This window comes from Pseudarthrobacter sp. YAF2 (genome assembly GCF_052113345.1).
Classification (GTDB): domain Bacteria; phylum Actinomycetota; class Actinomycetes; order Actinomycetales; family Micrococcaceae; genus Arthrobacter.
The window spans coordinates 1-24,198 of sequence record NZ_JBFRDA010000029.1 but is presented as its reverse complement, the minus strand read 5'-3'; the positions used below and the strand labels follow the sequence as shown (position 1 = coordinate 24,198).

Genomic DNA, 24,198 nt, shown 5'->3' with positions numbered 1-24,198 from the left:
TCAGATCCCGCCGGCGAGTTTGTAGTAGGCGGCGTTCCAGTTCAGGTCTTTCTTGAATTGGCGGATGGTGGTGCCTTCATCGATGGTGAGGAGTTCGGTTTTGGCGATTTCGGCGAAGTCCTCGAAGACGTCCATGCCAACTTGGGTGGAGAGCACGGTGTGGTGGGCGGCGCCGGCGGTGAGCCAGGCTGCGGCGGAGGTGGCGAAGTCCGGTTTGGGCTCCCAGAGGGCGCGGGCCACGGGCAGGTTGGGCAGCGGCTGGTCCAAGGGGACGACGTCGACGGCGTTGGCCACGAGGCGGAAGCGGTCGCGCATGTCGGACAGGGCGACGACGACCCCCGCGGACGCGTCGGCGTCGAACACCAGCCGGACGGGGTCTTCCTTGCCGCCGATGCCCAGCGGGTGGATTTCCAGGCGAGGCTTGGATGCCGTGAGGGAGGGGCAGACCTCGAGCATGTGGGCGCCCAGGATTTTCTCGGCGCCGGGTTCGAGGTGGTAGGTGTAGTCCTCCATCAGGGACGCGCCGCCGGGCAGGCCCGCGCCCATCACCTTCGCGGCGCGGACCAGGATGGCGGTCTTCCAGTCGCCTTCGGCGCCGAACCCGTAGCCGGCGGCCATCAGTCGCTGCACCGCCAGGCCGGGAAGCTGCCGGAGCGCCCCGAGGTCTTCGAAGGAGGTGGTGAACGCGGCCGAGCCGTTGGCCTCCAGGAAGCTGCGCAGGCCGAGTTCGATCCGGGCGCCGTAGCGGAGGGATTCGTGTCGGGCCGCGCCTGCGCGGAGCTCCGGCACCACGTCATACAGGTCCTGGTATTCGGCAACGAGGGCGTCGACGTCGGCCTCCGCCGCGCCGTGCACGGCGTCGGCGAGCTCGTTGACGGACCAGGTGTTCACGGCGACGCCGAAGCGCAGCTCGGCCTCGGTCTTGTCGCCTTCGGTGACGGCGACGTTGCGCATGTTGTCCCCGAAGCGGGTCAGTTTCAGGGTCCGGACGGCGGCCCAGCCGGCGGCGGCGCGCTGCCAAACGCCCACCTGGCGTGCCACCTCCGGGTTGGAGACGTGACCGACGACGGTCTTCCGGGCGATGCCCAGCCGGGACTGGATGTACCCGAACTCGCGGTCACCGTGCGCGGCCTGGTTCAGGTTCATGAAGTCGAAATCGATGTCCGCCCACGGCAGGTCGCGGTTGGCCTGGGTATGCAGGTGCAGCAGGGGCTTGCGCAGCAGGTCCAGGCCGGAGATCCACATCTTGGCCGGGCTGAAGGTGTGCATCCAGGCCGTGACACCGATCACCGAATCATCCGAGTTCGCCTCCAGCGCGGTCCGGCGGATGGCGTCTGAATCGGTCAGGACCGGCTTCCAGACGATCCGCACCGGGACGGCGGAGGAGGCGTTGAGCTGGTTGGCGATCTCCTGCGACTGCGCGGCCACCTGCTTCAGGACTTCCTCCCCGTACAGGTGCTGGCTGCCGGTGAGGAACCAGACCTCGTAACCGTCGAGGGAAGTGTTTGCTGCGGTATTCATGGGTACTCCTGGAAAGTGTGCGGGGCGGGCCGGTTCATTGGCCGGGGCTGGATTACTGGCCGGGGTTTGTTACTGGCCGTAGACGTTTTGGTAGCGGGCGTAGAGGGAGTCGATGGAGCCCTGGTCGATGGTCAGCGGCTCGCCCAGTTGCCGTGAAATGTGCACGGTGCGGGCCACTTCCTCACACATCACCGCGGCTTTCACGGCGGACCGGGCGTCCTTGCCGATCGTGAAAGGGCCATGGTTCTGCATCAGCACCGCGGGTGAGTTGGAGTTTTTCAGGGTCTCCACGATTCCGTGGCCGATCGAGTCATCCCCGATCAGCGCGAATGGGCCCACCGGGATGGACCCGCCGAACTCATCGCCCATCATGGTCAGCACGCACGGGATGGCCTCACCCCGGGCGGCCCAGGCGGTGGCGTAGGTCGAGTGCGTGTGCACCACCCCGCCCACCTCGGGCATGTGCCGGTACACGTAGGCGTGCGCGGCGGTATCCGAGGACGGCGACAGCGGCGGGTTGCCCCAATCCACCGTTCCCCCGCCGCCCATGTTGGTGCCCCGGACCGGCACCCCGTAGAGATCAGTGACCACCATCTGTTCGCGGGTGAGGTCCTGATAGGAGACACCGGAAGGCTTGATCACCATCAACTCATGTCCCGGCACCCGGGCAGAGACGTTGCCGGCGGTCCACACCACCAGTTCATACCGGGTCAGCTCAGCGTGCAGCGCACACACCTCGTCCCGGACCCGTGCGATCGTCTCCAGGAGTGCGGCTTCGGACCCATTTCGGGCGCTCATGCCGGCACCTCCACGGCAGCAGAGCCGGAACCCAGGAGCGAGCCGGTCGCCCTGCGCTGGATGGCCTTGAGCCGGTGCATCACGTCATTGGTGCCGCGGCCGAAGTAGTCGTGCAGGGCTTTGTACTCCTGGAACAGTTCCTCGTAGGCGGCCACGTTTTCCGGGATTGGCGTGTAGACCTCACCGGGTTCGGCACCCATCGCGGCGGCGGCCTCGCGGATGTCAGCGTACTCACCGGCAGCGACGGCGGCGTGGATCGCCGATCCCAGGGCCGGGCCCTGCTCCGAACCAATGGTGGAGAGCTGCAACCCGGTGGCGTCCGCATAAATCTGCATCAGCAGCCTGTTCTTCAGCAACCCGCCGGCCACAATGAACTCCTTGACCGGCACCCCGGCATCACGGAAAGCGTCCACAATCGTGCGGGTCCCGAACGCCGTGGCCTCCAACAGCGCACGGTAGGTGTCCTCGGGCCGGGTGGCCAGGGTCTGCCCCACCACAATCCCGGAAAGCTCATGGTCCACCAGCACCGAACGGTTGCCCGAGTGCCAGTCCAGCGCAATCAATCCATGCTCCCCAATAGCCTGCCGGGAGGCCAGTTCCGTGAGGTATTCGTGAATGCCCAGGCCTGCGGTTTCGGCCGCCTGGTGGTATTCCGGCGGGACGCCGTACTTGGTGAACCAGCCGAAGATGTCCCCCACGCCGGACTGTCCTGCCTCATAGCCCCACAGCCCGGGAACGATGCCACCGTCCACCGCCCCGCACATGCCCGGTACTTCACGCAGTTCGGTGCCATTCATGACATGGCAGGTGGAGGTGCCCATGATGGCCACCAGCTGGCCGGAGTCAACTGCTTTCGCAGCCGGTGCCGTGACATGGGCGTCAACGTTTCCCACGGCCACGGCGATGCCCTCGGGCAAACCGGTCCAGGCTGCCGCCTCCGCCGTCAGGGTGCCGGCGGCGTCACCCAACCGGCCAATGGTGTGCTCCAGCTTCGAACCAACAAAATCCTTGAAATCCGGGTTCAGCGCGGCCAGGAACTCCTCCGACGGGTACCGCCCGTCCTGGTAGATGCCTTTGTAGCCGGCGGTGCAGGCGTTGCGGACATAACGGCCGCTAAGCTGCCACACGATCCAGTCGGCCGCCTCCACCCAGTGGTCCATCTCGGCGTAGGCCTCCGGATCCTCTTCCAGCAGCTGCAGTCCTTTGGCGAATTCCCACTCGGACGAGATCAGGCCCCCGTATCGCGGAAGCCAGTCCTCGCCCCGTTCGGCCGCAAGCCGGTTAATGCGGTCGGCCTGCCCCTGGGCGGCGTGGTGGCGCCAGAGCTTCACATACGCATGCGGCCGGTTGGCATAGCCCGGCAGTTCGTTCAAGGGGGTGCCGTCGGCTTTGACGGGCACCATGGTGCAGGCGGTGAAGTCCGTGGCAATACCGACGACGGCGGCCGGGTCGATCCCCGCGTCAGCCACCGCGGCAGGGACCGCCATGCGCAGGACGTCCCGGTAGTCGTTGGGCACCTGAAGCGCCCATTCCCCGGGAAGCCGTGCCCCGTCGTCGCCCGCCACGTCGTTGGGCAGGGAGTCCGTCACCACCGCATGCGGATACTCATAAACAGCGCTGCCGAGCTCCTTGCCGTCGCGGACCCGCACCACCACGGCACGGCCCGAAAGGGTTCCATAGTCCACCCCAACGACGCAGTGGTCGTGGCGGGGCTCGGAGCTGGAAGTGAACAACGCATCTGGCATGGGGTTGCCTCCATCCGGGAGGCGCGGGCCTCATTACCGGGTTTTGTAGGGTCAGGGTCAAGCTAAGTGCTGCAGCAAGTGTGAACGCTAACAAAGCAGAAGTCAATGAACCCGAAAGACTTTCGAAGCTTCTGGGAGCACCCTCTTGTTAGCGTTCACAAATCAGTCTATATTGAACCGACACATCAACAATGTGGCCCGGGCCAGGAAGCATCGCTGCCTCGTCCAACAACACTTCGCGGCAGTGCTGCCGCGGAAGGAGAAAATGGTGAGAATCAAAAAACTCGTGGGCGCGGTGGCGCTTGTCCTCGCCCTCACGGTGGGAGCCACCGGTTGCGGCTCACGCGGCGCGGCAACGGAACCCAGCAGTGCGGCAAAGCCCAGCGACTCGCTGGTAGGCATCTCGATGCCCACGCAGACATCCGAACGCTGGATCGCCGATGGCGCCAACGTGGAGAAGTCACTCAAGGACCTTGGCTACAAGACGGACCTCCAGTTCGCCAATGACGACATTCCAACCCAGGTCTCACAGATCGAAAACATGCTGACCAAGGGCGCCAAGGCCCTGATCATCGCCGCCATTGACGGCACCACCCTGACCGATGTCCTGGCCAAGGCCAAGGAGCAGAACGTCAAGGTCATCGCGTACGACCGCCTCATCAACGGCACCCCGAACGTCGACTACTACACCACGTTCGACAACTACACGGTCGGCGTCCAGCAGGCCACCTCGCTGCTGACCGGCCTGGGCCTCCTTGACGCCAACGGCAAGAAGGTGGACGGCAAGGGCCCCTTCAACATCGAACTCTTCGCCGGAAGCCCCGACGACAACAACGCCAACTTCTTCTGGACCGGCGCCATGGACACCCTCAAGCCGTACCTGGATGCCGGCACCCTGAAGGTCCCCAGCGGCCAGACCAAGTTTGAGCAGGCTGCGATCCTTCGCTGGCAGGCACCGGTGGCGCAGAAGCGCATGGAAGACATCCTCACTTCCGCGTACAGCTCAGGCACCAAGCTGAACGGCGTCCTGTCCCCGTATGACGGCCTTTCCATCGGCATCATCTCTGCCCTCACCAGCACCGGCGGCTACGCCAAGGGAACCCTCCCGGTCGTCACCGGCCAGGATGCCGAGAAGGGCTCCGTGAAGTCCATCATCGCCGGTGAGCAGTACTCCACCATCTTCAAGGACACCCGCCAGCTGGGTGCCCAGGCCGTCAAGATGGTTGACGCCGTCCTCAAGGGCCAGGAACCTGAAACCAACGACACCAAGACCTACAACAACAAGGTCAAGGTTGTCCCGGCCTTCCTGCTGAAGTCCGTGATCATCACCAAGGACAACTACAAGAAAGAACTGATCGACTCGGGCTACTACACCGACGCCGACGTCAAGTAGTCAGCGTTTGGGGGCTGCGGCCGGACGTCCAAATCCGGCCGCAGCCCCTCCCGCAGCCCCCTGCAGCAGCAGACAAGGCCAAGCTTCGACCAGTCAGTGGGAATTGACGATGAACACACCCATTCTTCAGATGCGAGGAATCACCAAGACGTTCCCGGGCGTGAAGGCGCTCCAGGATGTCACCCTGGATGTGAACCGTGGAGAGGTCCATGCCATCTGCGGTGAAAACGGCGCCGGCAAATCAACACTCATGAAGGTGTTGTCCGGCGTCTATCCAGACAACACCTTCGACGGGGAGATCCTCTTCGAAAACGAGCCCTGCAATTTCTCCAGCATCTCCGACAGCGAGAAGCGGGGCATCGTGATCATCCACCAGGAACTTGCATTGAGCCCGTTCCTCTCCATCGCCGAGAACATCTACCTTGGCAATGAGCAGGCCACCAACGGGTGGGTGGACTGGCGCAAGACCAACCTGGAGGCAGCCAAGCTGCTTGCCCGCGTGGGACTCGATGAAAACCCGATCACCCCCGTGCAGCACATCAGCGTGGGCAGGCAGCAGCTGGTGGAGATCGCCAAGGCGCTCTCCAAGGAAGTGAAGCTGCTCATCCTGGACGAACCCACGGCCGCCCTCAACGACGAGGACTCCGGCCACCTGCTGGACCTGATCCTCCACTTGAAGGGCCAAGGAGTCACCAGCATCATCATCAGCCACAAACTCAACGAGATCCGCAAGGTGGCCGATGCCGTCACCATCATCCGGGACGGCAAGACCATCGAGACCCTCCGGCTTGATGAAGGACAGATCACGCAGGAACGAATCATCCGCGGCATGGTGGGCCGGGACCTGGAGAGCCTGTACCCGGACCGCCACCCGAACATCGGTGAAGAAGTCCTCCGGATCGAAGACTGGTCCGTCCGCCACCCCCAGGACCACGCCCGAATGGTGGTCAAGAACGCCAACCTGCACGTCAGGAAGGGTGAAGTGGTGGGACTTGCCGGGCTGATGGGCGCCGGCCGCACGGAGCTTGCCATGAGCGTGTTTGGCCGCACCTACGGTACCGCCACCTCAGGCAAGGTCTACAAGTACGGCGAGGAAATCAACACCGCCACCGTCTCTGACGCGATCCGGCACGGCATTGCCTACGCCACCGAGGACCGGAAGCACTACGGCCTGAACCTCATCGAGGACATCAAGCGCAATATCTCCCTGGCAGCGCTGCGCAAGCTCGCAAAACGCGGCTTCGTGGACAAGAACCAGGAGACCGTGGTGGCCAACGGCTACCGCAACAGCATGAACATCAAGGCACCCTCGGTGGCCGCCATCACCGGGAAACTCTCCGGCGGCAACCAGCAGAAGGTCGTGTTGAGCAAATGGATGTTCTCCGATCCCGATGTACTCATCCTCGATGAACCCACCCGCGGGATCGACGTCGGCGCCAAATACGAGATCTACACGATCATTGCCAGGCTCGCGGCCGAAGGAAAAGCCGTGATCGTCATTTCCTCGGAACTTCCCGAACTCCTGGGCATCTGCGACCGCATCTACACCCTCGCCGCAGGCCACATCACCGGTGAGGTGCCCATCGCCGAGGCCACCCAGGAAACCCTGATGCACTACATGACCAAAGAGAAGGAATAGCGAAATGTCCGCCCTACGAGAATCGCTCGGATTCCTCACAAGCCGCCTCCGCCAGGTCGGCATCTTCGTTGCCCTGATCCTGATTGTCCTGCTGTTCCAGGGGCTGACCGGCGGGATCCTGCTGGAACCGCAGAACGTCACCAACCTGGTGGTCCAGAACAGCTACATCCTCATCCTCGCCATCGGCATGGTCATGGTCATCATCGCCGGCCATATCGATCTTTCCGTCGGCTCGGTGGCAGGTTTCATCGGCGCCGTGGCCGGCGTCATGATCGTGCACTGGGGCTGGCCCTGGTGGGCCGCCATCCCCGCCTGCCTTTTGGTCGGTGCCCTCGTCGGCGCCTGGCAGGGGTACTGGATCGCCTACGTGGGGATTCCGGCCTTCATCGTCACGCTGGCAGGCATGCTGATTTTCCGCGGCCTGACGCTCATTACCCTGAAGAACCAGCAGATTACGCCCTTCCCGGCCGAGCTGCGGGCCTTGGGCGGAGGATTCCTCCCGGACATTTCCGGCGGGACCTCGGTGCTGGAATGGCTTACTGTCATCCTCGGCGTGGGCGCCACAGTGGCACTGCTCATCCAGGCCCTGAAGGAACGCCGGATCCGCAGGAAGTTCGACCTCGAAAGCGAACCCCTGGTCTGGTTCGTCATCAAAACCGCCTTCACGGCGCTGCTGATGCTTATCATCACCTTCCTGCTGGCGTCCTACCGGGGCACGCCGATCGTCCTGGTGGTCCTGGCCGCGCTGGTGATCGCGTACACCGCGCTGATGAACAACAGCGTGTTCGGCCGGCATACCTATGCAATCGGCGGCAACCTCCACGCAGCTGAGCTCTCCGGAATCAAGACCAAGGCCGTGACGTTCCGGCTCTTCGTGAACATGGGCGTGCTCGCTGCCCTGGCGGGCCTCGTCTTCACCGCCCGGCTCAACTCGGCTCAGCCGGCAGGCGGAACCGGCTTCGAACTCGATTCGATCGCCGCGGCCTTCATTGGCGGTGCTGCCGTCACGGGCGGCATCGGCACCGTCGCGGGGGCCATGATCGGCGGCCTCATCATGGGTGTGCTCAACAATGGCATGTCCATCCTGGGCCTGGGCACCGACTACCAGCAACTCATCAAGGGCCTGGTGCTCCTGGTCGCCGTCGGCTTCGACATCTTCAACAAGAACCGCAGCGGCGGCGGCGGTGACCTTGGCAAGCGGTTCAAGCTCAAGACCACGCGGCCGCCCGCAGAAGAGAAGCCCGTGCCTGCAGCCTCCGAAACGGTACAGGCGGGCGTCAAGTAGTACCGGCTTCGGCCCCCTGTCAGACAGTTCCCTCGAAGGCCCCCGGCACCGGACGCACCCAGTCCGAGGCCCGGGGCCTTCGCTGCATTGGCCTGGCGTGTGCCCCGTGCCGGTCAGGGCGCGGCCGCCAGCCCCGTCCCGGCATCCGCGGGCGAGCGCCGGCGTCGGCTCAGCAGGATGAAGGGTGCTGCCAGCAGCTGCACTGCGCCACTCATTGCCAAGGATGCAGGGTAGCCGTAAAGGTCCGCGGCCCTGCCAAGCAGCGGCTGCACCACCACCCCGCCGCTTGAGCCCATGAGCGAGGCGAAGCTGAGGACGGTGGCCCGCTGCTTGGAGGCGATCATGTCGTTGAGGTAGGCCTGGCGTACCGGGGTGCCGGCCGAAGCCACCACGGCCCAGAGGGCCAGGAGCACCAGCGCCAGCCAAAAGACGTTGGTTGCCAGCAGCACCACCAGGACCACCGAGCTGATGATGTTGGAGCCGATCAGTACGGAAGTGCGCCGGTGGACCAGCTTCCGCACCAGCGGAGCCAGCCAGCCGCCCACAATGTCGGCCCCCGCAACAATGGCCGCGGCCAGGCCAGCGATGGCGTAGGCCCTGGGATCGCCGAAAAGCTGCAGCAGGTAGGGCTGGAGGGCGTAGAAGACGTAGAACCCGACGCCGTCGGTGAAGGGTGCGGCCAGCATCATGTACCTCACGGGCGGATTCCTCAGGCCGCCGTCGAGCGAAGCCCGCAGGACTGCGCGGGTGGCCTGCAGCGGGTGGGCCGAACGCTCTGGTGTGAACCCGACGTCGTGCATGAGGAGGAACGCAACTGCGAACATAGCCGCCAGCACCGCGACGCGCAGCAGGAACGGCACGCCCAGGTTGGTGGCCTGCGCGATCACCCCGCCCGCCACCGAACCGCCCAGCATTGCGATGCCGGAAACCATCTGGCCGCGGCCCAGGACGGCTTCGAGGCTGCCCTCGTAACCGGTGAAGTGCAGTGCGTCCACCAGCCAGGCCTCCACTGCCCCGGAGAAGAAGGTGAAGCCGAGCCCCAGCAGGGCCGAGACGGCCGCCCACCACCAGAACGGCGCAGACAACTGCCAGAGCAGGTAGTAGAGAAAGGTGGACCCGGCCAGGGTTACGGTCCCCAGCAGGAAGGACACCCGGCGCCCCCAACTGTCTGCGACCACCCCGGTGGGTACCTCGAAGAGCACCATTCCTGCCGTGAAGAACGCGTTCGCGGCGAACGCCTCAAAGTTGTTCAGCCCGGCGTCGAGCAGGAACAGCGTGTTGATGCCCCAGATGAACGACGCCGCGAGGGTGTTGCCCAGCGTCAAGGTCAGGTAGACGTTTTGGATCTTTCGTGCTGCGGCGTTCACGGGTGCCGGCGTTCCTTGGCGATGCTCTTGCCCGGGCGGGATCAGGACGGGGTGAAATTCGATGGCACCGGCTCGTGGCGCAGGTACTGCCGGTGGAACCTCCCGGTGCCGGCGGTCAGGGCCCGTAGTTCCACCGCGTAGCGCAGGAGTTCCTGGTCCGGAACTTCGGCGCTGATCTCGGTGAGGCCTTGGCCCGAGGAGTTGGTTCCGGTCAGGCGCCCGCGCCGGCCGGACAAGTCGCTCATCACAGTCCCCACATGTTCGTCGGAAACTGTGATGGCCACCGCGGACACGGGTTCGAGGAGCTGGATCTTCCCCGCAGCCGCGGCTTCGCGCAGTGCCAGGGCTCCTGCCGACTGGAAGGCGGCATCGGATGAATCGACGCTGTGGGCCTTTCCGCCCACCACTGTCACCCGCAGGTCCACCACGGGGAAGCCCGCGGAGACGCCCCGCTCCATCTGCGCCCGGACGCCCTTCTCGATCGACGGGATGAACGTTCCCGGAATGACGCCGCCCACGGTTTTGTCCACGAACTCGAACCCGGCGCCGCGGTCCAGCGGCTCCACTTCGATGTCGCATACGGCGTACTGGCCGTGGCCGCCGGACTGTTTGACGTGGCGGCCGTGGCCCGTGGCGGGTGCCGCGAAGGTCTCGCGCAGCGGCGTCACCACGTCCACGGTGTGGAGTTTCACGCCTTGCTCGCGCAGCCTGTCGAGAACTACCTCCGCATGCGCTTCACCCATGCACCACAGCACCAGCTGGTGCGTTTCGGCGTTCCTTTCCACCCGCAGGGTGGGATCGCCGGCCGCGATCCGGCCCAGGCTGCGGGCCAGCGCGTCCTCGTCACTGCGGGAGTCCGCTTCCACGGCAACCGGCAGCAGCGGCTCGGGCATTTCCCACGTGGCGAGCAACAGCGGTGTGTCCCGCGCTGAAATGGTGTCCCCGGTTTCGGCGCTTCCCAGCTTGGCCAGGGCGCACAGGTCCCCTGCCACGCAATAGGGAACGGGGCGCAGGCTGGCACCCAACGGCGAGTAGATGTGGGTTACGCGTTCATCGGTGTCGTGGTCCTGGTGGCCCCGGTCGGCCAGGCCATGGCCACCTACATGCACGGGCGAGTCTTCGCGCAGGGTCCCGGAGAAGACCCGCACCAGGCAGATGCGGCCCAGGAAGGGATCGTTGGATGTCCGCACCACTTCAGCCGCAAGCGGACCGGACGGATCACAGGACAGTGTTCCAGCCGGTTCCCCCGCCAGGTCGGTCAGGTCCGGCAGGTTGCGCTCCCCCGGCGGCGGGAAGGCACGGACCAGCAGCTCCAGCAGTTCGGCGGTGCCGAGGCCGGTGACGGCGGACGTGGGCAGCACGGGAAAAAATGAGCCGCGGGCGACGGCGGTTTCCAGGTCGGTTGCGAGCGCTGCGGGGTCGATGTCCTCACCGTCCAGGTAACGGTCCATGAGTGTCTCGTCTTCGCTTTCGGCGATGATTCCCTCGATCAGGCTGCCGCGGGCAGGACCGGCGGCCGCGAGTTCGGCAGGGTCGGCCGGGCGGCTTGCGGGCGAGGCGTCACCCGCCGAGTAGTCTGTGACCTCGCGGGACAGCAGGCCCAGCAACCCTGGGTCCGTCGCTTCCCCCTGCAACGGCACGCAGACGGGCAGGACGGAGTCGCCGAACGCTTTCTGGCAGGCGGCCAGGGTGGACTCGTAATCTGCGCGCGGATGGTCCATCCGCGTGATCACGACGGCGCGCGGCAGCCTGGCCTGCTCGCACTCGCCCCACAGCGCGGTGGTGGTTGCATCGATCCCGTCGACCGCGGAGACCACGAACAGGGCAGCATCCGACGCCCGCAACCCGGCCCGCAGCTCCCCGATGAAGTCCGGGTAGCCCGGGGTGTCCATCAGGTTCACTTTGACGTCCTCCACCATCAATGGCACCAGGGACAGCGTGACCGACCGCTGCTGGTGCACGGCAGCCGGGTCGGAGTCGCTGACCGTTGTTCCGTCCACGATGGAGCCTTTGCGGGTGATCATGCCGTTGGCGGCCAGCAGCGCCTCGATCAGCATCGTCTTTCCGGCACCGGAGTGCCCCACCAGGGCCACGTTCCGGATTCGGCCGGGGTCCGCGGCGGCAATGCCGGCGTTTTGATCGGTGCGGCGGGCATCGGGGCCGTTCTTGCCGCCCGCCGCCCGCACTGACTCCTTGGTGCTCTTCACCGACATTGGAACCTCCTGGCATCATTGCCGGCCGGACCGGACGTATCCTCTGATTCGACACCTTGGACGGCAGGACGGCAAGAGTGCAGGCTATTTGCTGCGGGCTTTGCGGGTGGCCTTGTTGTTCGCCTTTTGAAGTGCCTCCACCAGTTGGTGCTTGTCCATCTTCGAACGGCCCTTGACGTCCAGTTCCTTGGCCAGTTTGTAGAGGTGTTCCTTGGAGGCGTTGGCGTCAACGCCTCCGGCGGTGGGTTCGGATGAGCGGCCGCCCTGCTCCGCGTGTTTGTCCGACGGACCGCGTTTACCCTTGGGCTCCCAGTGGTCTCCCACCTTTTCGTAGCTGTGCTTCAGTGACGCGTACGCTGTACGCGCGGCCCGCTCCTCGTCGTGGTAGGACTCGAGGGCCGAATCGTAGGTCTTGGCGAACGTGTCCTGGGCTTTTCGCCCGGACCGCTGCAGGGTCGAGGGGAGTTCATCCTTGCGGGCGTGGTCATTCTTGCCGGTCTTGGGCATGGCACCCATCCTCCTTTAGTCAGCAGGCTGATTATTGGGATGAATCCAGCTTAGTCCCGGAGCAAGAAAAGGCCCCGGGCCGGGTTCCTGGAACCTCGAGCCGGGGCCTGCGCGCCGGAGCCCCCTGTCGGATTCGAACCGACGACCCCCGCTTTACAAGAGCGGTGCTCTGGCCAACTGAGCTAAGGAGGCGCGCCCCTGGGGGCCTGCGCCGTCAAGACGCTAGATAAGGTTAGCCCAACTCCCGCCGGGCGTAAAAACGCCGGGCACCCCGCGCCGGACGCGGCAAGGACCCGCCCCGGATATATTCCGGAACGGGCCCTTGCACGGGTGCCCGGTCTTTAGCCCTTGGCGGCGATGGCTGCCTGCAGGAAATCCGGGAACGGCGTCTGGGCGCTGTCTCCCTTGCCCCACTGCTTGCCGTCGACAAAGACCGTCGGCGTCCCGCTCACCCCGATGGCCGAGGCTTCCTTCGTCGTGTACTTCACGTACGGGCGGTAGGTCTTGTCATCCACGCAGGAACCAATGTTGACGCCCATGTCGGAGGCCATCTTCTTCAAGTCGTTGTCCGAGAGGCCTGCACTGCCTTCCGCCGGCTGCTGGGCGTAAAGGGCGTTGAAGTAGTCGGCGTACTTCTCTGGAGCGGTGTTGGCCACACAGGCTGCCGCATTGGCCGCGCGGGATGAGTAATTGGTGGTGGACCGGCTGTCCAGGAAGCCCAGCGGCCGGTACTCCACGGTGATCTTGCCATCGTTCCGCAGGGACGTGAGCTGGTCGTTGTACTGCGTCTCGAAGTTCTTGCAGACGGGGCAGATGAAGTCGACATAGAGGACCACCTTGACCGGTTTGCCGGCCTCCGCCTCCGCGCCCGGTGCAACCACCTCGGCCGGTGGAGTCTGCGGCGCATCGCCCAAGGAGTTGGCGTCCACCGTTGCCGGGTCGCTCTTGGCCACATCCGAGTTGGCAAGCAGGGTAACGCCGCCATGGATGTTGGCGTTGGCCGGCGTTGGCCCCTGATCCGCAATCGGGGCGTTCTGCTTCAGGCTGCTGGTGACCACCAGGGCCACCACCACCAGGATGGCCACCACAGCCGCGACAATGCCCCAGCCGATCAGCAGCTTGTTGCGCTTGTCCTTTTTCGCCTGCGCTTCACGGATCAGGCGCGCCTTTTCCCGCGCCTCCGCGGTTCGCTCAGCCTTGGACTTACGTACTTCGTTTGCGGGGCTCATGAATTCCTTGGGTCGGTCGACGAAGGGGGACCACTAGGTGGCACCCCCACATTTTAGGGGAGAAAACTGAGAGCTTGCGGTTTCAACCATTCCTCCGGGTTGACCAACGGACGAATAGCCCCGATGATTCCGTCCCGCTAGGGTGGCTTAGAGGCACAAGCAACCCCAGGGGGCCGCAATGCAAACACCCGTCCAGGAAAAACCCGCCGGCATGGCACATGCCGCCGACTCCGATTCCAGCCACGCCGCGCACACGAAGTACGACTTCATGGTGGTCTCGAACAGGCTGCCGGTTGACCGGGTGGCGCCCGCCGATGGCGGCGATGGATCCGGTTGGCGACGGTCCCCCGGCGGCCTGGTGACCGCCCTCGCACCGATGATGACCAAGACGGACGGCGCCTGGGTGGGCTGGCACGGAGCACCTGACGAGACCGTCAAGCCCTTCAGCCATGGCGGTATGGACCTGGTCCCGGTCCAGCTCAGCACGGAGGATGTTGAGCTGTATTACGAGGGATTCTCCAATGCCACCCTCTGGCCGCTGTACCACGACGTCATCGCCCCGCCGGAATTCCACCGGGCCTGGTGGGACGCCTACCGCAAGGTCAACCGGAGGTTCGCCGACGCCGTGGTGCGGCACGCGGACCAGGGCGCAACCGTCTGGGTCCAGGACTACCAGTTGCAGCTTGTTCCGCGGATGCTGCGCGAGGCCCGGCCAGACCTCCGGATCGGGTTCTTCAACCACATCCCGTTCCCGCCGCCGGAGATCTTTGCCCAGCTCCCGTGGCGGCATGCCATCATCGACGGCCTGCTCGGCGCAGATTTGGTGGGCTTCCAGCGCGTCAGCGACGCCGGAAACTTCATGCGGTCCGCCCGCAGGTTCCTCGGAGCCAGCGTCAAGCAGCAGCAGGTGCACGTCAAGGGCCAGGACGGCCAAATCACGCATATTGCGCGGGCGCAGGCCTTCCCCATTTCCATCGACGTCAAGCAGATCACCGAGCTTGCCGCCAGGCCCGAAATCATCGAACGGGCACGGCAGATCCGGCAGGACCTGGGCAACCCCAAGACGATCCTGCTGGGTGTGGACAGGCTGGATTACACCAAGGGCATCCGCCACCGGCTGAAGGCCTTCGAGGAGCTCCTGGCGGACGGCCGGCTCACGGTCGGCGAGGCAACACTGATCCAGGTGGCCTCGCCCAGCCGGGAGCGCGTGGAACAGTACCGGCTCCTCCGCGAAGAAGTGGAAGGAACCGTTGGCCACATCAACGGCACCTACGACACCCTCGAAAACACCGCCGTCCGCTACCTGCACCACAGCTACCCGGTGGAGGAAATGGTGGCGCTGTACCTGGCCGCGGACGTCATGCTGGTCACCGCCCTGCGGGACGGGATGAACCTGGTGGCCAAGGAATACGTCACCGCCCGCAACAACAACGACGGCGCCCTGGTCCTGAGCGAATTCGCCGGCGCCGCGGACCAGCTCAAGCAGGCGCTCCTGATCAACCCGCACGATATCGCCGGCCTCAAGAACACCATCATGAACGCGGTGGAGCTTACCCCCCGGGAAGCGTCGCGGCGCATGCGGTCCATGCGCCGCCAGATCCTGGACCACGACGTCGACCACTGGTCCGCGGATTTCCTGCGCGCGCTGAACGAAAAGGTGGTCCGCGATGACTCCTGAGGGCCACCGCGCCAAGAGGCAGCTGGCACTGACCCCCGAGTTGCGGGAAGCCCTGCGCCGGATCGCCGGAACCGGGCATTTGCTGGTTGCCATGGATTTCGATGGCACCATGGCGCCCATCGTGGACCGCGCGCAGGACGCGCGGCCGCTCCCGCGCTCGGCAGCAGCCTTTGCGGGCCTTGCGGTGCTTCCACGGACGACGACGGCACTCATCTCGGGCCGCGCCCTCGCAAGCCTGCGGCAGGTCGCGTCCCCGCCCGTGGACACCCTCCTCATCGGAAGCCACGGCGCCGAAGCGTGGCTGGGACCGGGTTCCACGGAGTTGGCGCTGGAGGAGGACCAGAAAGCGCTTCTCGCCGAGGTCCGGGCGGTGCTGGCTGAGATCGTGGCCGAGGCTCCCGGAACTTCCCTGGAAGACAAGCCCGCCGGCGTCGTCCTGCACACCCGCCAGGCTGACGACGACGTCGCCGAGGACGCCGTGGCGGCCGCGCGCGCATCGCTGCAGGACCGCAAGGGCGTCTTCCTGAAGGAGGGCAAGCGCGTCCTGGAGACATCAGTGGTCAACGCCTCCAAGGGTGAAGGCGTCGCCTTCCTGCGGCAGGCCACCGGCGCCACCGCCGTCCTGTTCGCCGGCGACGACGTGACGGACGAGGACGCTTTCGGCCGGTTGGAGCCGGGCGACGTGGGGGTCAAGGTGGGCCTCGATTTCACCCAGGCCCAGTACCGGGTGGAAGCACCTGTGCACATCGCCGAACTGCTGGAGGTGCTGCTGCAGGAACGGAGCATCACCGTGGCCGAGGAAGATCCCGAGGCCGCCTCCGGCTAGGAAGTGACCCACGCCGCATGTGACGTTCGTAACATTTGCGCTAAAAGAGGCCCACTCTGGCATACTCTTTTGTGTGATGTGGCGCACAAACACCGTGCGGCGTCATTGGGTGCTCCGGGGCAAAGACCCGGAGCACTTTGCTGGAACACAACTGAATAAACATGAACCATTCACAACGGATCGTCCGGCACGTACCTGCCGGTGAAGGGATTGATAACTGTGGCTACAGTTACTTTTGATAACGCTACGCGTCTGTACCCGGGCACAGATAAGCCCGCCGTCGATAAGCTCAACATCGACATCGCCGATGGCGAATTCCTGGTCCTCGTCGGACCCTCCGGTTGCGGTAAGTCCACCTCGCTGCGCATGCTCGCAGGCCTCGAGGACGTCAACGCAGGCCGCATCCTGATCGGCGACCGTGATGTCACCGATGTTCCGCCGAAGGACCGCGACATCGCGATGGTCTTCCAGAACTACGCGCTGTACCCGCACATGACTGTGGCCGACAACATGGGCTTCGCCCTGAAGATCGCCGGCGTCTCCAAGGAAGAGCGCGCCGAGCGTGTCCGCGAAGCCGCCAAGCTTCTGGACTTGGAACAGTACCTGGACCGCAAGCCGAAGGCGCTCTCCGGTGGTCAGCGCCAGCGTGTTGCCATGGGCCGCGCCATCGTGCGTAACCCGCAGGTCTTCCTCATGGATGAACCGCTGTCCAACCTGGATGCGAAGCTCCGTGTCCAGACCCGTACCCAGATCGCATCACTGACCCGCCGCCTGGGCGTCACCACCGTCTACGTGACCCACGACCAGGTCGAGGCCATGACCATGGGCGACCGCGTGGCAGTGCTGAAGGACGGCCTGCTGCAGCAGGTCGACACCCCGCGCAACCTCTACGACCGCCCCAAGAACGTCTTCGTTGCCGGCTTCATCGGCTCCCCCGCCATGAACCTGCTGGAACTTCCGGTCGTCGACGGCGGCGTACAGTTCGGCGGCACCGTGTACCCCGTGCCGCGCGACGTCCTCGAAGAGGCGCACGGCTCCACCGTCACCTTGGGCTCCCGTCCCGAAGACCTTGAGACCGCTCCGCAGGGCGAAGGCCTGAAGGTTGAGGTCGACGTCGTCGAAGAGCTCGGTGCCGACGCCTACGTCTACGGACACACCACGCTTGACGGCAAGGACCACGACATCGTGGCCCGCGTCGACGGCCGCCGCCCTCCGATGAAGGGCGAGGTCATCTACGTCCGTCCGCAGTCCGGCCACGTGCACCTGTTCGACACGAAGACCGGCCTGCGCCTGGGCGACTGATAATCAGCGAAGCTGAATTAGCCGACGGCGGCCCGCACCCTTTCACAACGGTGCGGGCCGCCGTCGGGCTTTAACGAAGATTTATCGTCCTTGCCCTGCGTACGGAAGAATTGACCCATGACCGAGGAAAACAGCGCCCAGTGGCACGACGAACCCACCGACTACGCGCAGGTCGGTAAACTGCCGCGGTTCGTGGCCGCCAGTGCCGATGACAACAAGGCGGCCTCGGTAGCGTCGTCGCTTAACATCACGGCCGCGGCGGCAGACCCCGAACTGCTGGACCTGCCCTGGCATATCGCCTTGGAGGAATGGCCCGCCGAATACCTGGCAGCGCTCCCCCGCGGTATCTCCCGGCACATCGTGCGCTTCGCACACCTCGGGGGCTCGGTCATCGCCATCAAGGAGACGTCCGAGCACGTGGCCCGCCACGAGTACCACATGCTCCGCAAACTGGCACGGCTGGACGTACCCTGCGTGGAACCCGTGGCCGTGATTACCGGACGCACCAACCCGGACGGGCGCCCACTGAACCCGGTCCTGGTGACCCGGCACCTGAAATTCTCCATGCCGTACCGCGCACTGTTCTCCCAGATGCTGCGCAAGGACACCCTCACCCGCCTTATCGACGCCCAGGCCCTCTTGATGGTGCGGCTGCACCTGATCGGGTTCTACTGGGGCGACGTCTCGCTTTCCAACACCCTGTTCCGCCGCGATGCCGGCGCTTTCGCCGCCTACTTGGTGGATGCCGAGACCGGTGAGCTCTACCCGGACCTGTCCACCGGCCAGCGCGAATACGATCTCGAAATCGCCCGGGTAAACATCGCCGGTGAACTGATGGACCTGCTGGACGGCGGGCTGATCGAGGAGAAGGTGGACCCGGTCGCCACCAGTGAACTGATCATGGACAGCTACCGGCGGCTGTGGGCGGAACTGACGGAGAAGGAATCCTTCGAGCTCGGCGAACGCTGGCGGGTTGGGGCGCGAATCCGGCGCCTGAACGAACTCGGCTTCGACGTCGAGGAATACGCGATCAAGACCACGCAGAACGGTGCCACCATTCAGCTGCAGCCCAAAGTGGTCGACGCCGGGCACCACCAGCGCCGGCTGTTGCGGCTGACCGGCCTGGATGCCCAGGAGAACCAGGCCCGCCGGCTCCTCAACGATATGGACTCCTTCCGGGCGGACAACAACCCGGAGATGGACGAGGAATACAGCGCCCACCTCTGGGTGAGCCAGGTCTTCGAGCCCATTGTCCGTTCCATACCGCGCGACCTCTCCGGCAAGCTGGAGCACGCCGAAGTAGTCCATGAAGTCCTGGAACACCGTTGGTACATGTCCGAAAAGCAGGAACGCCACATACCCCTGGCCGAGGCCGTGCAGTCCTACATCGACTCGATCCTCCGGCACCGGCGGGACGAGGCCGCGATCATGCTGAACCCGGATACCGAGATGCTTAAGATCCTTGACGTGGAGAGCGAGGAATCCCGCTACGGTGCCGATGAATCCGAGGATGACTACCCGGACGCGGACGACTGAACGCTAGATCGCCTTTCCGGGGTTGAGGATTCCAGCGGGATCGAACAAGCCCTTGATCCTGCGCTGCAGCTCCCGGACCGGTTCGGGCTGCTCCTGGCTCAGCCAGCGCAGCTTGTACTGGCCCACGCCGTGTTCCCCGGTGATGGTGCCGCCCATCGCCAACGCCGCCGTGATGGACTCATCCAGTGCCGCTTGGAGGCGCCCCATGGCGTCGTCATCTACACCGGTATCCTGCCGGTCGATCCAGAAGGTGGGGTGCAGATTGCCGTCACCGGCGTGCGCCACCACCTTGAGGTGCACCCGCTGGATGGCGGCCAGCGCCTCGAGCGCCGCGACGTAGTCCACCAGCCGCGACCGCGGCACGGCGACGTCTTCGCCCACCCGGTATTCGTCGTCCACCTCGGTGCCCCTGCTGTGCCGTCGCAGTTCCACCAGCCGTTCCGCTTCGGCGCTTGCTTCTGTGGTGACCGTAGCGCCGCCGGCCCTGAGGACCTGGCGAACCACGTCGGCTTCGGCGGCAGCACCAAACCCGTCTGTCTGTACCAGGAGCAGGGACTTTCCGCGGGCCGTGAGATCCGATCCGTGGATGTCGTCAAGCTGGGCGAGGGTGCCGCCGTCGAGCAGCTCCATGATGGCGGGCTGGACGCGCGCTTTGCCCACGGCCAGGACCCCCGCGGCGGCGAGCCTGAAGTCCGGGTAGAACGCCGCGACGGTGTGGACCTCCCGGGGCAGGTACTTCAACCGCACCGTGACGCCGACCACTATGCCGAGTGTTCCTTCGGATCCCACGATGAGGCCCGTAAGGTCGTAGCCCGCCACACCCTTGAAGGTTTGGTGGCCGGTGTGGATCAGGGAGCCGTCAGCCAGGACGACGTCCAGGGCCAGGACCGAGTCCCTGGTGACCCCATACTTGGCGCAGCGCAGCCCACCGGCATTGGTGGCCACGTTGCCGCCGATGGTGGAGCTCCGGAAACTCGCAGGGTCGGGGGCGAACATAAGGCCGTGCACCGCGGCGGCCTCGTTGAGGACGGCATTGACCACACCCGGTTCCACCACGGCCGTTTCGTCGTCCGGGTTCAGGGCAAGGATCCGGTCCATCCGCTCCAGCGAGAGGATGATGCAGTTCCTGGTGGCATGGGCCCCGCCGGACACTCCCGTACCGGCGCCGCGGGGTACGATCGCCACTCCCCTGGCCGCGCAGGACCGCACGACTGCCTGGACATCGGCCACCGACTCCGGGAACACGACGGCCAGGGGAAGCTGGAAGTCGATGACGGGCGCATGGTCGATGGCGTACTTGCGGAGCGCGGCCTCGCCGATATCCAGCTGCCCTGGCGCCAACATAGTTTCCAGCTCGTCAACGACACTTCCCACAAAGCCTCCACCCGTCGTCGGACACATCCATCAAGTCTAGGTGCCGTCCGCCGGGCCGGCGTGGCTTTGCCGGGCCTGCAATCGCTTCCACACCCTTGGTCTATTACGTGCCACAACGCCCCTGAACAGCCTGTTTATCAGTTATGGAAGCGTTTTCATTTATACCGCCTCCGGCCGTTATGCTATCTACCATGTCTGTCGAAACTGTGACCCAGGACACTGCGAGCATTGCCGGTCCGTTGACGCTTATCCACGCCGCCGACGCCCTCCCCGGCTGGTGGCGGTCCGCGGTGATCTACCAGGTATATCCCCGTTCGTTCCGTGATCTGAACGGCGACGGCGTAGGAGACCTGGCGGGAATCACCGAGGAACTGCCGCATTTGGCGGACCTCGGCGTTGACGCCGTCTGGCTCTCGCCCTTCTACCGGTCACCGCAGCGCGACGCGGGATACGACGTCAGCGACTACTGCGATGTGGACCCGATCTTCGGCACCCTGGGCGACTTCGACGTCATGATGGCAGAATCACACCGGCTAGGGCTGCGGGTCATCGTGGACCTGGTACCCAACCACTGCTCGGACCAGCACCCGGCCTTCCAGGCGGCCGTTGCAGCGCCGGCAGGGAGTCCAGAGCGGGCAATGTTCATCTTCCGTGATGGAACCGGCCCCGACGGCCAGGAGCCGCCGAACAACTGGCAGTCCCACTTCGGCGGTCCTGCCTGGACCCGCGTGACGGGACCGGACGGCGAGCCTGGCCAGTGGTACCTGCACCTCTTCGACTCCTCCCAGCCGGATTTCAACTGGGACAACCCGGCGGTCCATGCAGAGTTCGAGCGGGTACTCCGGTTTTGGCTGGACCGGGGCGTCTCCGGCTTCCGGGTGGATGTGGCCCACGCATTGGTCAAGGCACCGGGCCTGCCGGCGTGGGGCGGCCGCGCCGACGGCGGCAGCAGCGACGGCTACCCCGGCCACGAGGCACCCATGTTCGGGCAACCCGGCGTCCATGAGATCTACCGGAAGTGGCGGCTGATCCTCGACGAATACGGCCCGGACCGGATTCTGTGTGCCGAGGCGAGCGTGGACCTCCACCGGCTGGCCCACTGGGTCCGGCCCGACGAGATGCACCAGGCATTCAACTTCCCCTACCTTCATGCCGGACTGGATGTTTACCGGCTGCGGTCGGTCATCACGGACTCCCTGACCGTCCTGGACGGCGTAGGCGCCCCGAGCACGTGGGTGCTCTCCAACCACGATGTCGTCCGGCATGCCAGCCGGTTCGGTTATAACGGCCACGGTCCGCGGGACGGCGACGGCATTGGTGCCGGCGATCCCCAGCCGGACGAGGACCTGGGCCGGCGCCGCGCAGCGGCCGCTTCCCTGTTCATGCTGGGGCTGCCGGGCGCTGCATACCTGTACCAGGGCGAAGAGTTGGGGCTGCCTGACGGCATTGACATCCCCGGGCACCTGCGTCAGGACCCGACGTTCGCCCGTACCGGCGGCCAGCGCCTTGGCCGAGACGGCTGCCGGGTGCCGCTGCCGTGGCGGGCCGACGACCGTCACCTGGGATTTGGTTCCGGGAACGATCCCTGGCTGCCGATTCCGCCGTCCTTCGCGGAGCTCGCCCGGGACGTGCAGGCGGTGTCACCGTCGTCGCACCTGGCCCTGTACCGTGAAGCGCTGGCCCGGCGCCGGGAGCTGGACCTGGGCCGGGGATCCCTGTCCTGGGCCGAGGACTGGTGCACCGGATCCTCACTTGGCTACATGAACGGCACTACGCTGGTTCTTATGAACCTGAACCATGAGCCGCTGGACATGCCAGTCGGCCACGTACTCCTCCGCAGCCTGCCGGCAGCCACGGGCCACTCCCTTGCCTCCGGAGAGACAGCATGGCTGCAGCTTGGGCCTGACACCACGGCGGACTGACATTGGCGGGCATCAAAGAAGTTGCCAGCCGGGCCGGCCTGTCCGTGGCCACCGTTTCGCGGGCGTTGAGCGGCAAGTCCAACGTGTCGTCGAAAAGCCGCCGCCTGGCACAGGAGGCAGCCAAGGAGTTGGGGTTCGTTCCGTCGTACCACGCTTCGAGCCTGGCTTCGGGGCGCAACCGCAACATTGGGCTGGTGGTGCCCAACGTCCAGCGCTGGTATTTCTCGTCTGTACTCGAGGGGGTTTCGGAAACCCTTCTGGATGCCGGGTACGACCTCACCCTCTATAACGTGGGTGAGCAGCCTGAGCGGCGCAGCAGCATCCTTAACGATTTCCTGCTCCGTAAACGTCTGGACGCCGTCATCGCGGTTGCGTTGGTCCTGCGTGAGGATGAGATCGGCCAACTGCTGGCGGTCCATCGTCCCATCGTGGGCATCGGCGGTGTCCTGCGGGGAGCCTCAACCATCAGGATCGACGACGAAGGCCTTGCCAGGCGTGCTACCGGCCACCTGATCCGGCTTGGCCACACCCGGATTGCGCACATCACCGGAGACGCGGGCCTGAACCGCGACTTCAAGCTTCCGAAACTGCGACAGAAGGGCTTTGCTGCAGCCATGGCGGAGGCAGGCCTGGCGGTTCGGGACGAATGGGTGGTGAACGCGGACTTCACCATCCAGGGCGCGTACGCGGTGGGACGTCAGCTGCTGGGAACGACCGCGGAACGGCCCACCGCAGTTTTTGCTGCATCCGACGAGATGGCCATCGGCGTCATGCTCGCGGCACGCGACTTCGGCCTGCAGATCCCGCAGGATCTCTCGGTCGTCGGGATGGACGGACACGAGCTCAGCGAGACTCTTGGCCTCACCACCATCAGACAGGATCCGCGCGGACAAGGTAATTTGGCCGCCGCCACCGCCCTGTCACTGCTGGAGGCCGGCAAGGATTCCGACGGCGGCCCGCCCGCTGGAGCAGTCCAGGACCAGGAGTATCCAACAGAGTTCCTAATCCGAACCAGCACGGCGGTACCGCCGGCACCGACTGTCGCCTGAACGAGGACTAACCGGCCGGCCGCGTTTTAGTCAGCTGTGTCTGGGGCGCCCATGAAGCGGGCGTACTTGTCCAGGATTACGGGCCAGGCCTGCAGATAGTGTCCCCGTACGGCGGCGGGGTCCTCGGCGCCCTCCCACCCATCGTGGAACACCCGCACCTCTGTTCCCCCGTCAACGGCGCGAAAGGCCACCAGGACCTCCGTGGACCACATGGCAGTGGTGCCCGGGTGCCACGTTGCGTGGAAGGACAGCGGCGGCTGCCAGTCATCCAGCGTCCCCCAAATGCTGGTGCGCCCGTCGTCCGCTGTCTCGAGTATCAGGTTCTCTTCAAATTCGACGTACGACCCTGCCCCGTAGACACCATACGGCTCCAGCGGCCACCACAGGTGGGCGTGGTCGGTAAAACCAGTGAAAGCCCGTGCCACGGGCCCGGGAACCACCACCGTATTGACCACCGGCTCCAGTGATTCGACACCGGGTCGTCCATCCGCTTCGAAGGGGTCCTGGGCATGGCTGAAGATGCTGCTCATGGGGAACAACTCTACCCGCGGGCGGCCGCTCGATATTAGCGGGCCGTGTCCCGGGCTGCTGTGGGTTGTTGTGTGGGTGGTGGTGTTTTAAATGTGGGAGGCCCCAACCGTGTGGTTGGGGCCTCGACCAATGWKTGTCCGGCGGTGTCCTACTCTCCCACACCCTCCCGGGTGCAGTACCATCGGCGCTGTGGGTCTTAGCTTCCGGGTTCGGAATGGGACCGGGCGTTTCCCCCACGCTATGACCGCCGTAACCTTGTTACCCGCACCCGTTGGGGGGTGGG

18 protein-coding genes, 1 tRNA gene and 1 rRNA gene are annotated in these 24,198 nt (G+C 65.4%); 9 read left to right on the top strand and 11 right to left on the bottom strand.

What is annotated here, in order from left to right; genetic code table 11:
• The 3 genes from araA to araB all read right to left on the bottom strand — a co-directional run bounded on the left by araA (nt 1) and on the right by araB (nt 4,064).
• Nucleotides 1-1,521 (bottom strand): L-arabinose isomerase, encoded by a 1,521-nt coding sequence (gene araA, locus AB4Y79_RS20985; RefSeq protein WP_441866028.1) that lies wholly within the window; start codon nt 1,519-1,521, stop codon nt 1-3.
• A gap of 69 nt (nt 1,522-1,590) precedes the next feature.
• Nucleotides 1,591-2,319 carry an L-ribulose-5-phosphate 4-epimerase gene (locus AB4Y79_RS20980; RefSeq protein WP_441866026.1) on the bottom strand — a complete coding sequence of 243 codons (729 nt, stop codon included), beginning with the start codon at nt 2,317-2,319 and terminating at the stop codon, nt 1,591-1,593.
• Nucleotides 2,316-4,064 carry a ribulokinase gene (gene araB / locus AB4Y79_RS20975; protein ID WP_441866024.1) on the bottom strand — a complete coding sequence of 583 codons (1,749 nt, stop codon included), beginning with the start codon at nt 4,062-4,064 and terminating at the stop codon, nt 2,316-2,318. The genes AB4Y79_RS20980 and araB overlap by 4 nt, the downstream gene beginning before the upstream one ends.
• Before the next feature lie 265 nt (nt 4,065-4,329).
• Between araB and chvE the strand changes: the two genes are divergently transcribed.
• The 3 genes from chvE to mmsB all read left to right on the top strand — a co-directional run bounded on the left by chvE (nt 4,330) and on the right by mmsB (nt 8,381).
• Nucleotides 4,330-5,457, top strand: coding sequence for a multiple monosaccharide ABC transporter substrate-binding protein (gene chvE / locus AB4Y79_RS20970; RefSeq protein ID WP_441866022.1), 1,128 nt, complete (start codon nt 4,330-4,332; stop codon nt 5,455-5,457).
• Nucleotides 5,458-5,566: 109 nt separating this feature from the next.
• Nucleotides 5,567-7,096, top strand: coding sequence for a multiple monosaccharide ABC transporter ATP-binding protein (mmsA, locus tag AB4Y79_RS20965; protein WP_441866020.1), 1,530 nt, complete (start codon nt 5,567-5,569; stop codon nt 7,094-7,096).
• Between the two features lie 4 nt (nt 7,097-7,100).
• Complete coding sequence (mmsB, locus tag AB4Y79_RS20960) at nt 7,101-8,381, top strand: multiple monosaccharide ABC transporter permease (RefSeq protein WP_441866018.1); 1,281 nt, start codon at nt 7,101-7,103, stop codon at nt 8,379-8,381.
• Between the two features lie 113 nt (nt 8,382-8,494).
• Here the strand turns inward: mmsB and AB4Y79_RS20955 are convergent, their stop codons facing one another.
• The 5 genes from AB4Y79_RS20955 to AB4Y79_RS20935 all read right to left on the bottom strand — a co-directional run bounded on the left by AB4Y79_RS20955 (nt 8,495) and on the right by AB4Y79_RS20935 (nt 13,697).
• Nucleotides 8,495-9,748: an MFS transporter gene (locus tag AB4Y79_RS20955; RefSeq protein WP_441866016.1), complete on the bottom strand. Its 1,254-nt coding sequence runs from the start codon at nt 9,746-9,748 to the stop codon at nt 8,495-8,497.
• A 41-nt stretch (nt 9,749-9,789) separates the two neighbouring features.
• Nucleotides 9,790-11,961 carry an elongation factor G-like protein EF-G2 gene (locus tag AB4Y79_RS20950; protein WP_441866014.1) on the bottom strand — a complete coding sequence of 724 codons (2,172 nt, stop codon included), beginning with the start codon at nt 11,959-11,961 and terminating at the stop codon, nt 9,790-9,792.
• 84 nt (nt 11,962-12,045) lie between these two features.
• A complete protein-coding gene (locus tag AB4Y79_RS20945; protein ID WP_441866012.1) occupies nt 12,046-12,468 on the bottom strand; it encodes a ChaB family protein in 423 nt (140 codons plus the stop codon).
• Nucleotides 12,469-12,586: 118 nt separating this feature from the next.
• A tRNA-Thr gene (locus AB4Y79_RS20940) sits at nt 12,587-12,660 on the bottom strand.
• 149 nt (nt 12,661-12,809) lie between these two features.
• A complete protein-coding gene (locus AB4Y79_RS20935; protein ID WP_308932051.1) occupies nt 12,810-13,697 on the bottom strand; it encodes a DsbA family protein in 888 nt (295 codons plus the stop codon).
• 178 nt (nt 13,698-13,875) lie between these two features.
• On the opposite strand from AB4Y79_RS20935, the gene AB4Y79_RS20930 reads away from it, so the two are divergent.
• From AB4Y79_RS20930 to AB4Y79_RS20915, 4 genes are all read left to right on the top strand, one after another.
• Complete coding sequence (locus AB4Y79_RS20930) at nt 13,876-15,375, top strand: alpha,alpha-trehalose-phosphate synthase (UDP-forming) (RefSeq protein WP_441866009.1); 1,500 nt, start codon at nt 13,876-13,878, stop codon at nt 15,373-15,375.
• The gene (gene otsB / locus AB4Y79_RS20925) at nt 15,365-16,201 is read left to right on the top strand and encodes a trehalose-phosphatase (RefSeq protein WP_441866007.1); all 837 of its coding nucleotides are present in this window, start codon (nt 15,365-15,367) and stop codon (nt 16,199-16,201) included. The genes AB4Y79_RS20930 and otsB overlap by 11 nt, the downstream gene beginning before the upstream one ends.
• A 219-nt stretch (nt 16,202-16,420) precedes the next feature.
• Nucleotides 16,421-17,503, top strand: coding sequence for an ABC transporter ATP-binding protein (locus tag AB4Y79_RS20920; RefSeq protein WP_018762103.1), 1,083 nt, complete (start codon nt 16,421-16,423; stop codon nt 17,501-17,503).
• A gap of 117 nt (nt 17,504-17,620) precedes the next feature.
• On the top strand, nt 17,621-19,039 hold the full coding sequence (locus AB4Y79_RS20915) for a DUF4032 domain-containing protein (protein WP_441866005.1): 1,419 nt from the start codon (nt 17,621-17,623) through the stop codon (nt 19,037-19,039).
• Between the two features lie 3 nt (nt 19,040-19,042).
• On the opposite strand, the gene AB4Y79_RS20910 is transcribed toward AB4Y79_RS20915, so the two are convergent.
• On the bottom strand, nt 19,043-20,413 hold the full coding sequence (locus AB4Y79_RS20910; RefSeq protein WP_441866003.1) for an FAD-binding oxidoreductase: 1,371 nt from the start codon (nt 20,411-20,413) through the stop codon (nt 19,043-19,045).
• Nucleotides 20,414-20,592: 179 nt separating this feature from the next.
• Between AB4Y79_RS20910 and AB4Y79_RS20905 the strand changes: the two genes are divergently transcribed.
• Together AB4Y79_RS20905 and AB4Y79_RS20900 are read left to right on the top strand one after the other, a co-directional pair.
• Complete coding sequence (locus AB4Y79_RS20905) at nt 20,593-22,335, top strand: glycoside hydrolase family 13 protein (RefSeq protein ID WP_441866001.1); 1,743 nt, start codon at nt 20,593-20,595, stop codon at nt 22,333-22,335.
• A gap of 2 nt (nt 22,336-22,337) precedes the next feature.
• Nucleotides 22,338-23,384, top strand: coding sequence for a LacI family DNA-binding transcriptional regulator (locus tag AB4Y79_RS20900; RefSeq protein ID WP_441865999.1), 1,047 nt, complete (start codon nt 22,338-22,340; stop codon nt 23,382-23,384).
• A 26-nt stretch (nt 23,385-23,410) separates the two neighbouring features.
• Here AB4Y79_RS20900 and AB4Y79_RS20895 read toward each other — a convergent pair whose 3' ends face one another.
• The gene (locus tag AB4Y79_RS20895; RefSeq protein WP_441865997.1) at nt 23,411-23,914 is read right to left on the bottom strand and encodes a hypothetical protein; all 504 of its coding nucleotides are present in this window, start codon (nt 23,912-23,914) and stop codon (nt 23,411-23,413) included.
• A 136-nt stretch (nt 23,915-24,050) separates the two neighbouring features.
• Nucleotides 24,051-24,167: ribosomal RNA gene (gene rrf, locus AB4Y79_RS20890) — 5S ribosomal RNA — on the bottom strand.
• Between the last annotated feature and the right edge of the window lie 31 nt (nt 24,168-24,198).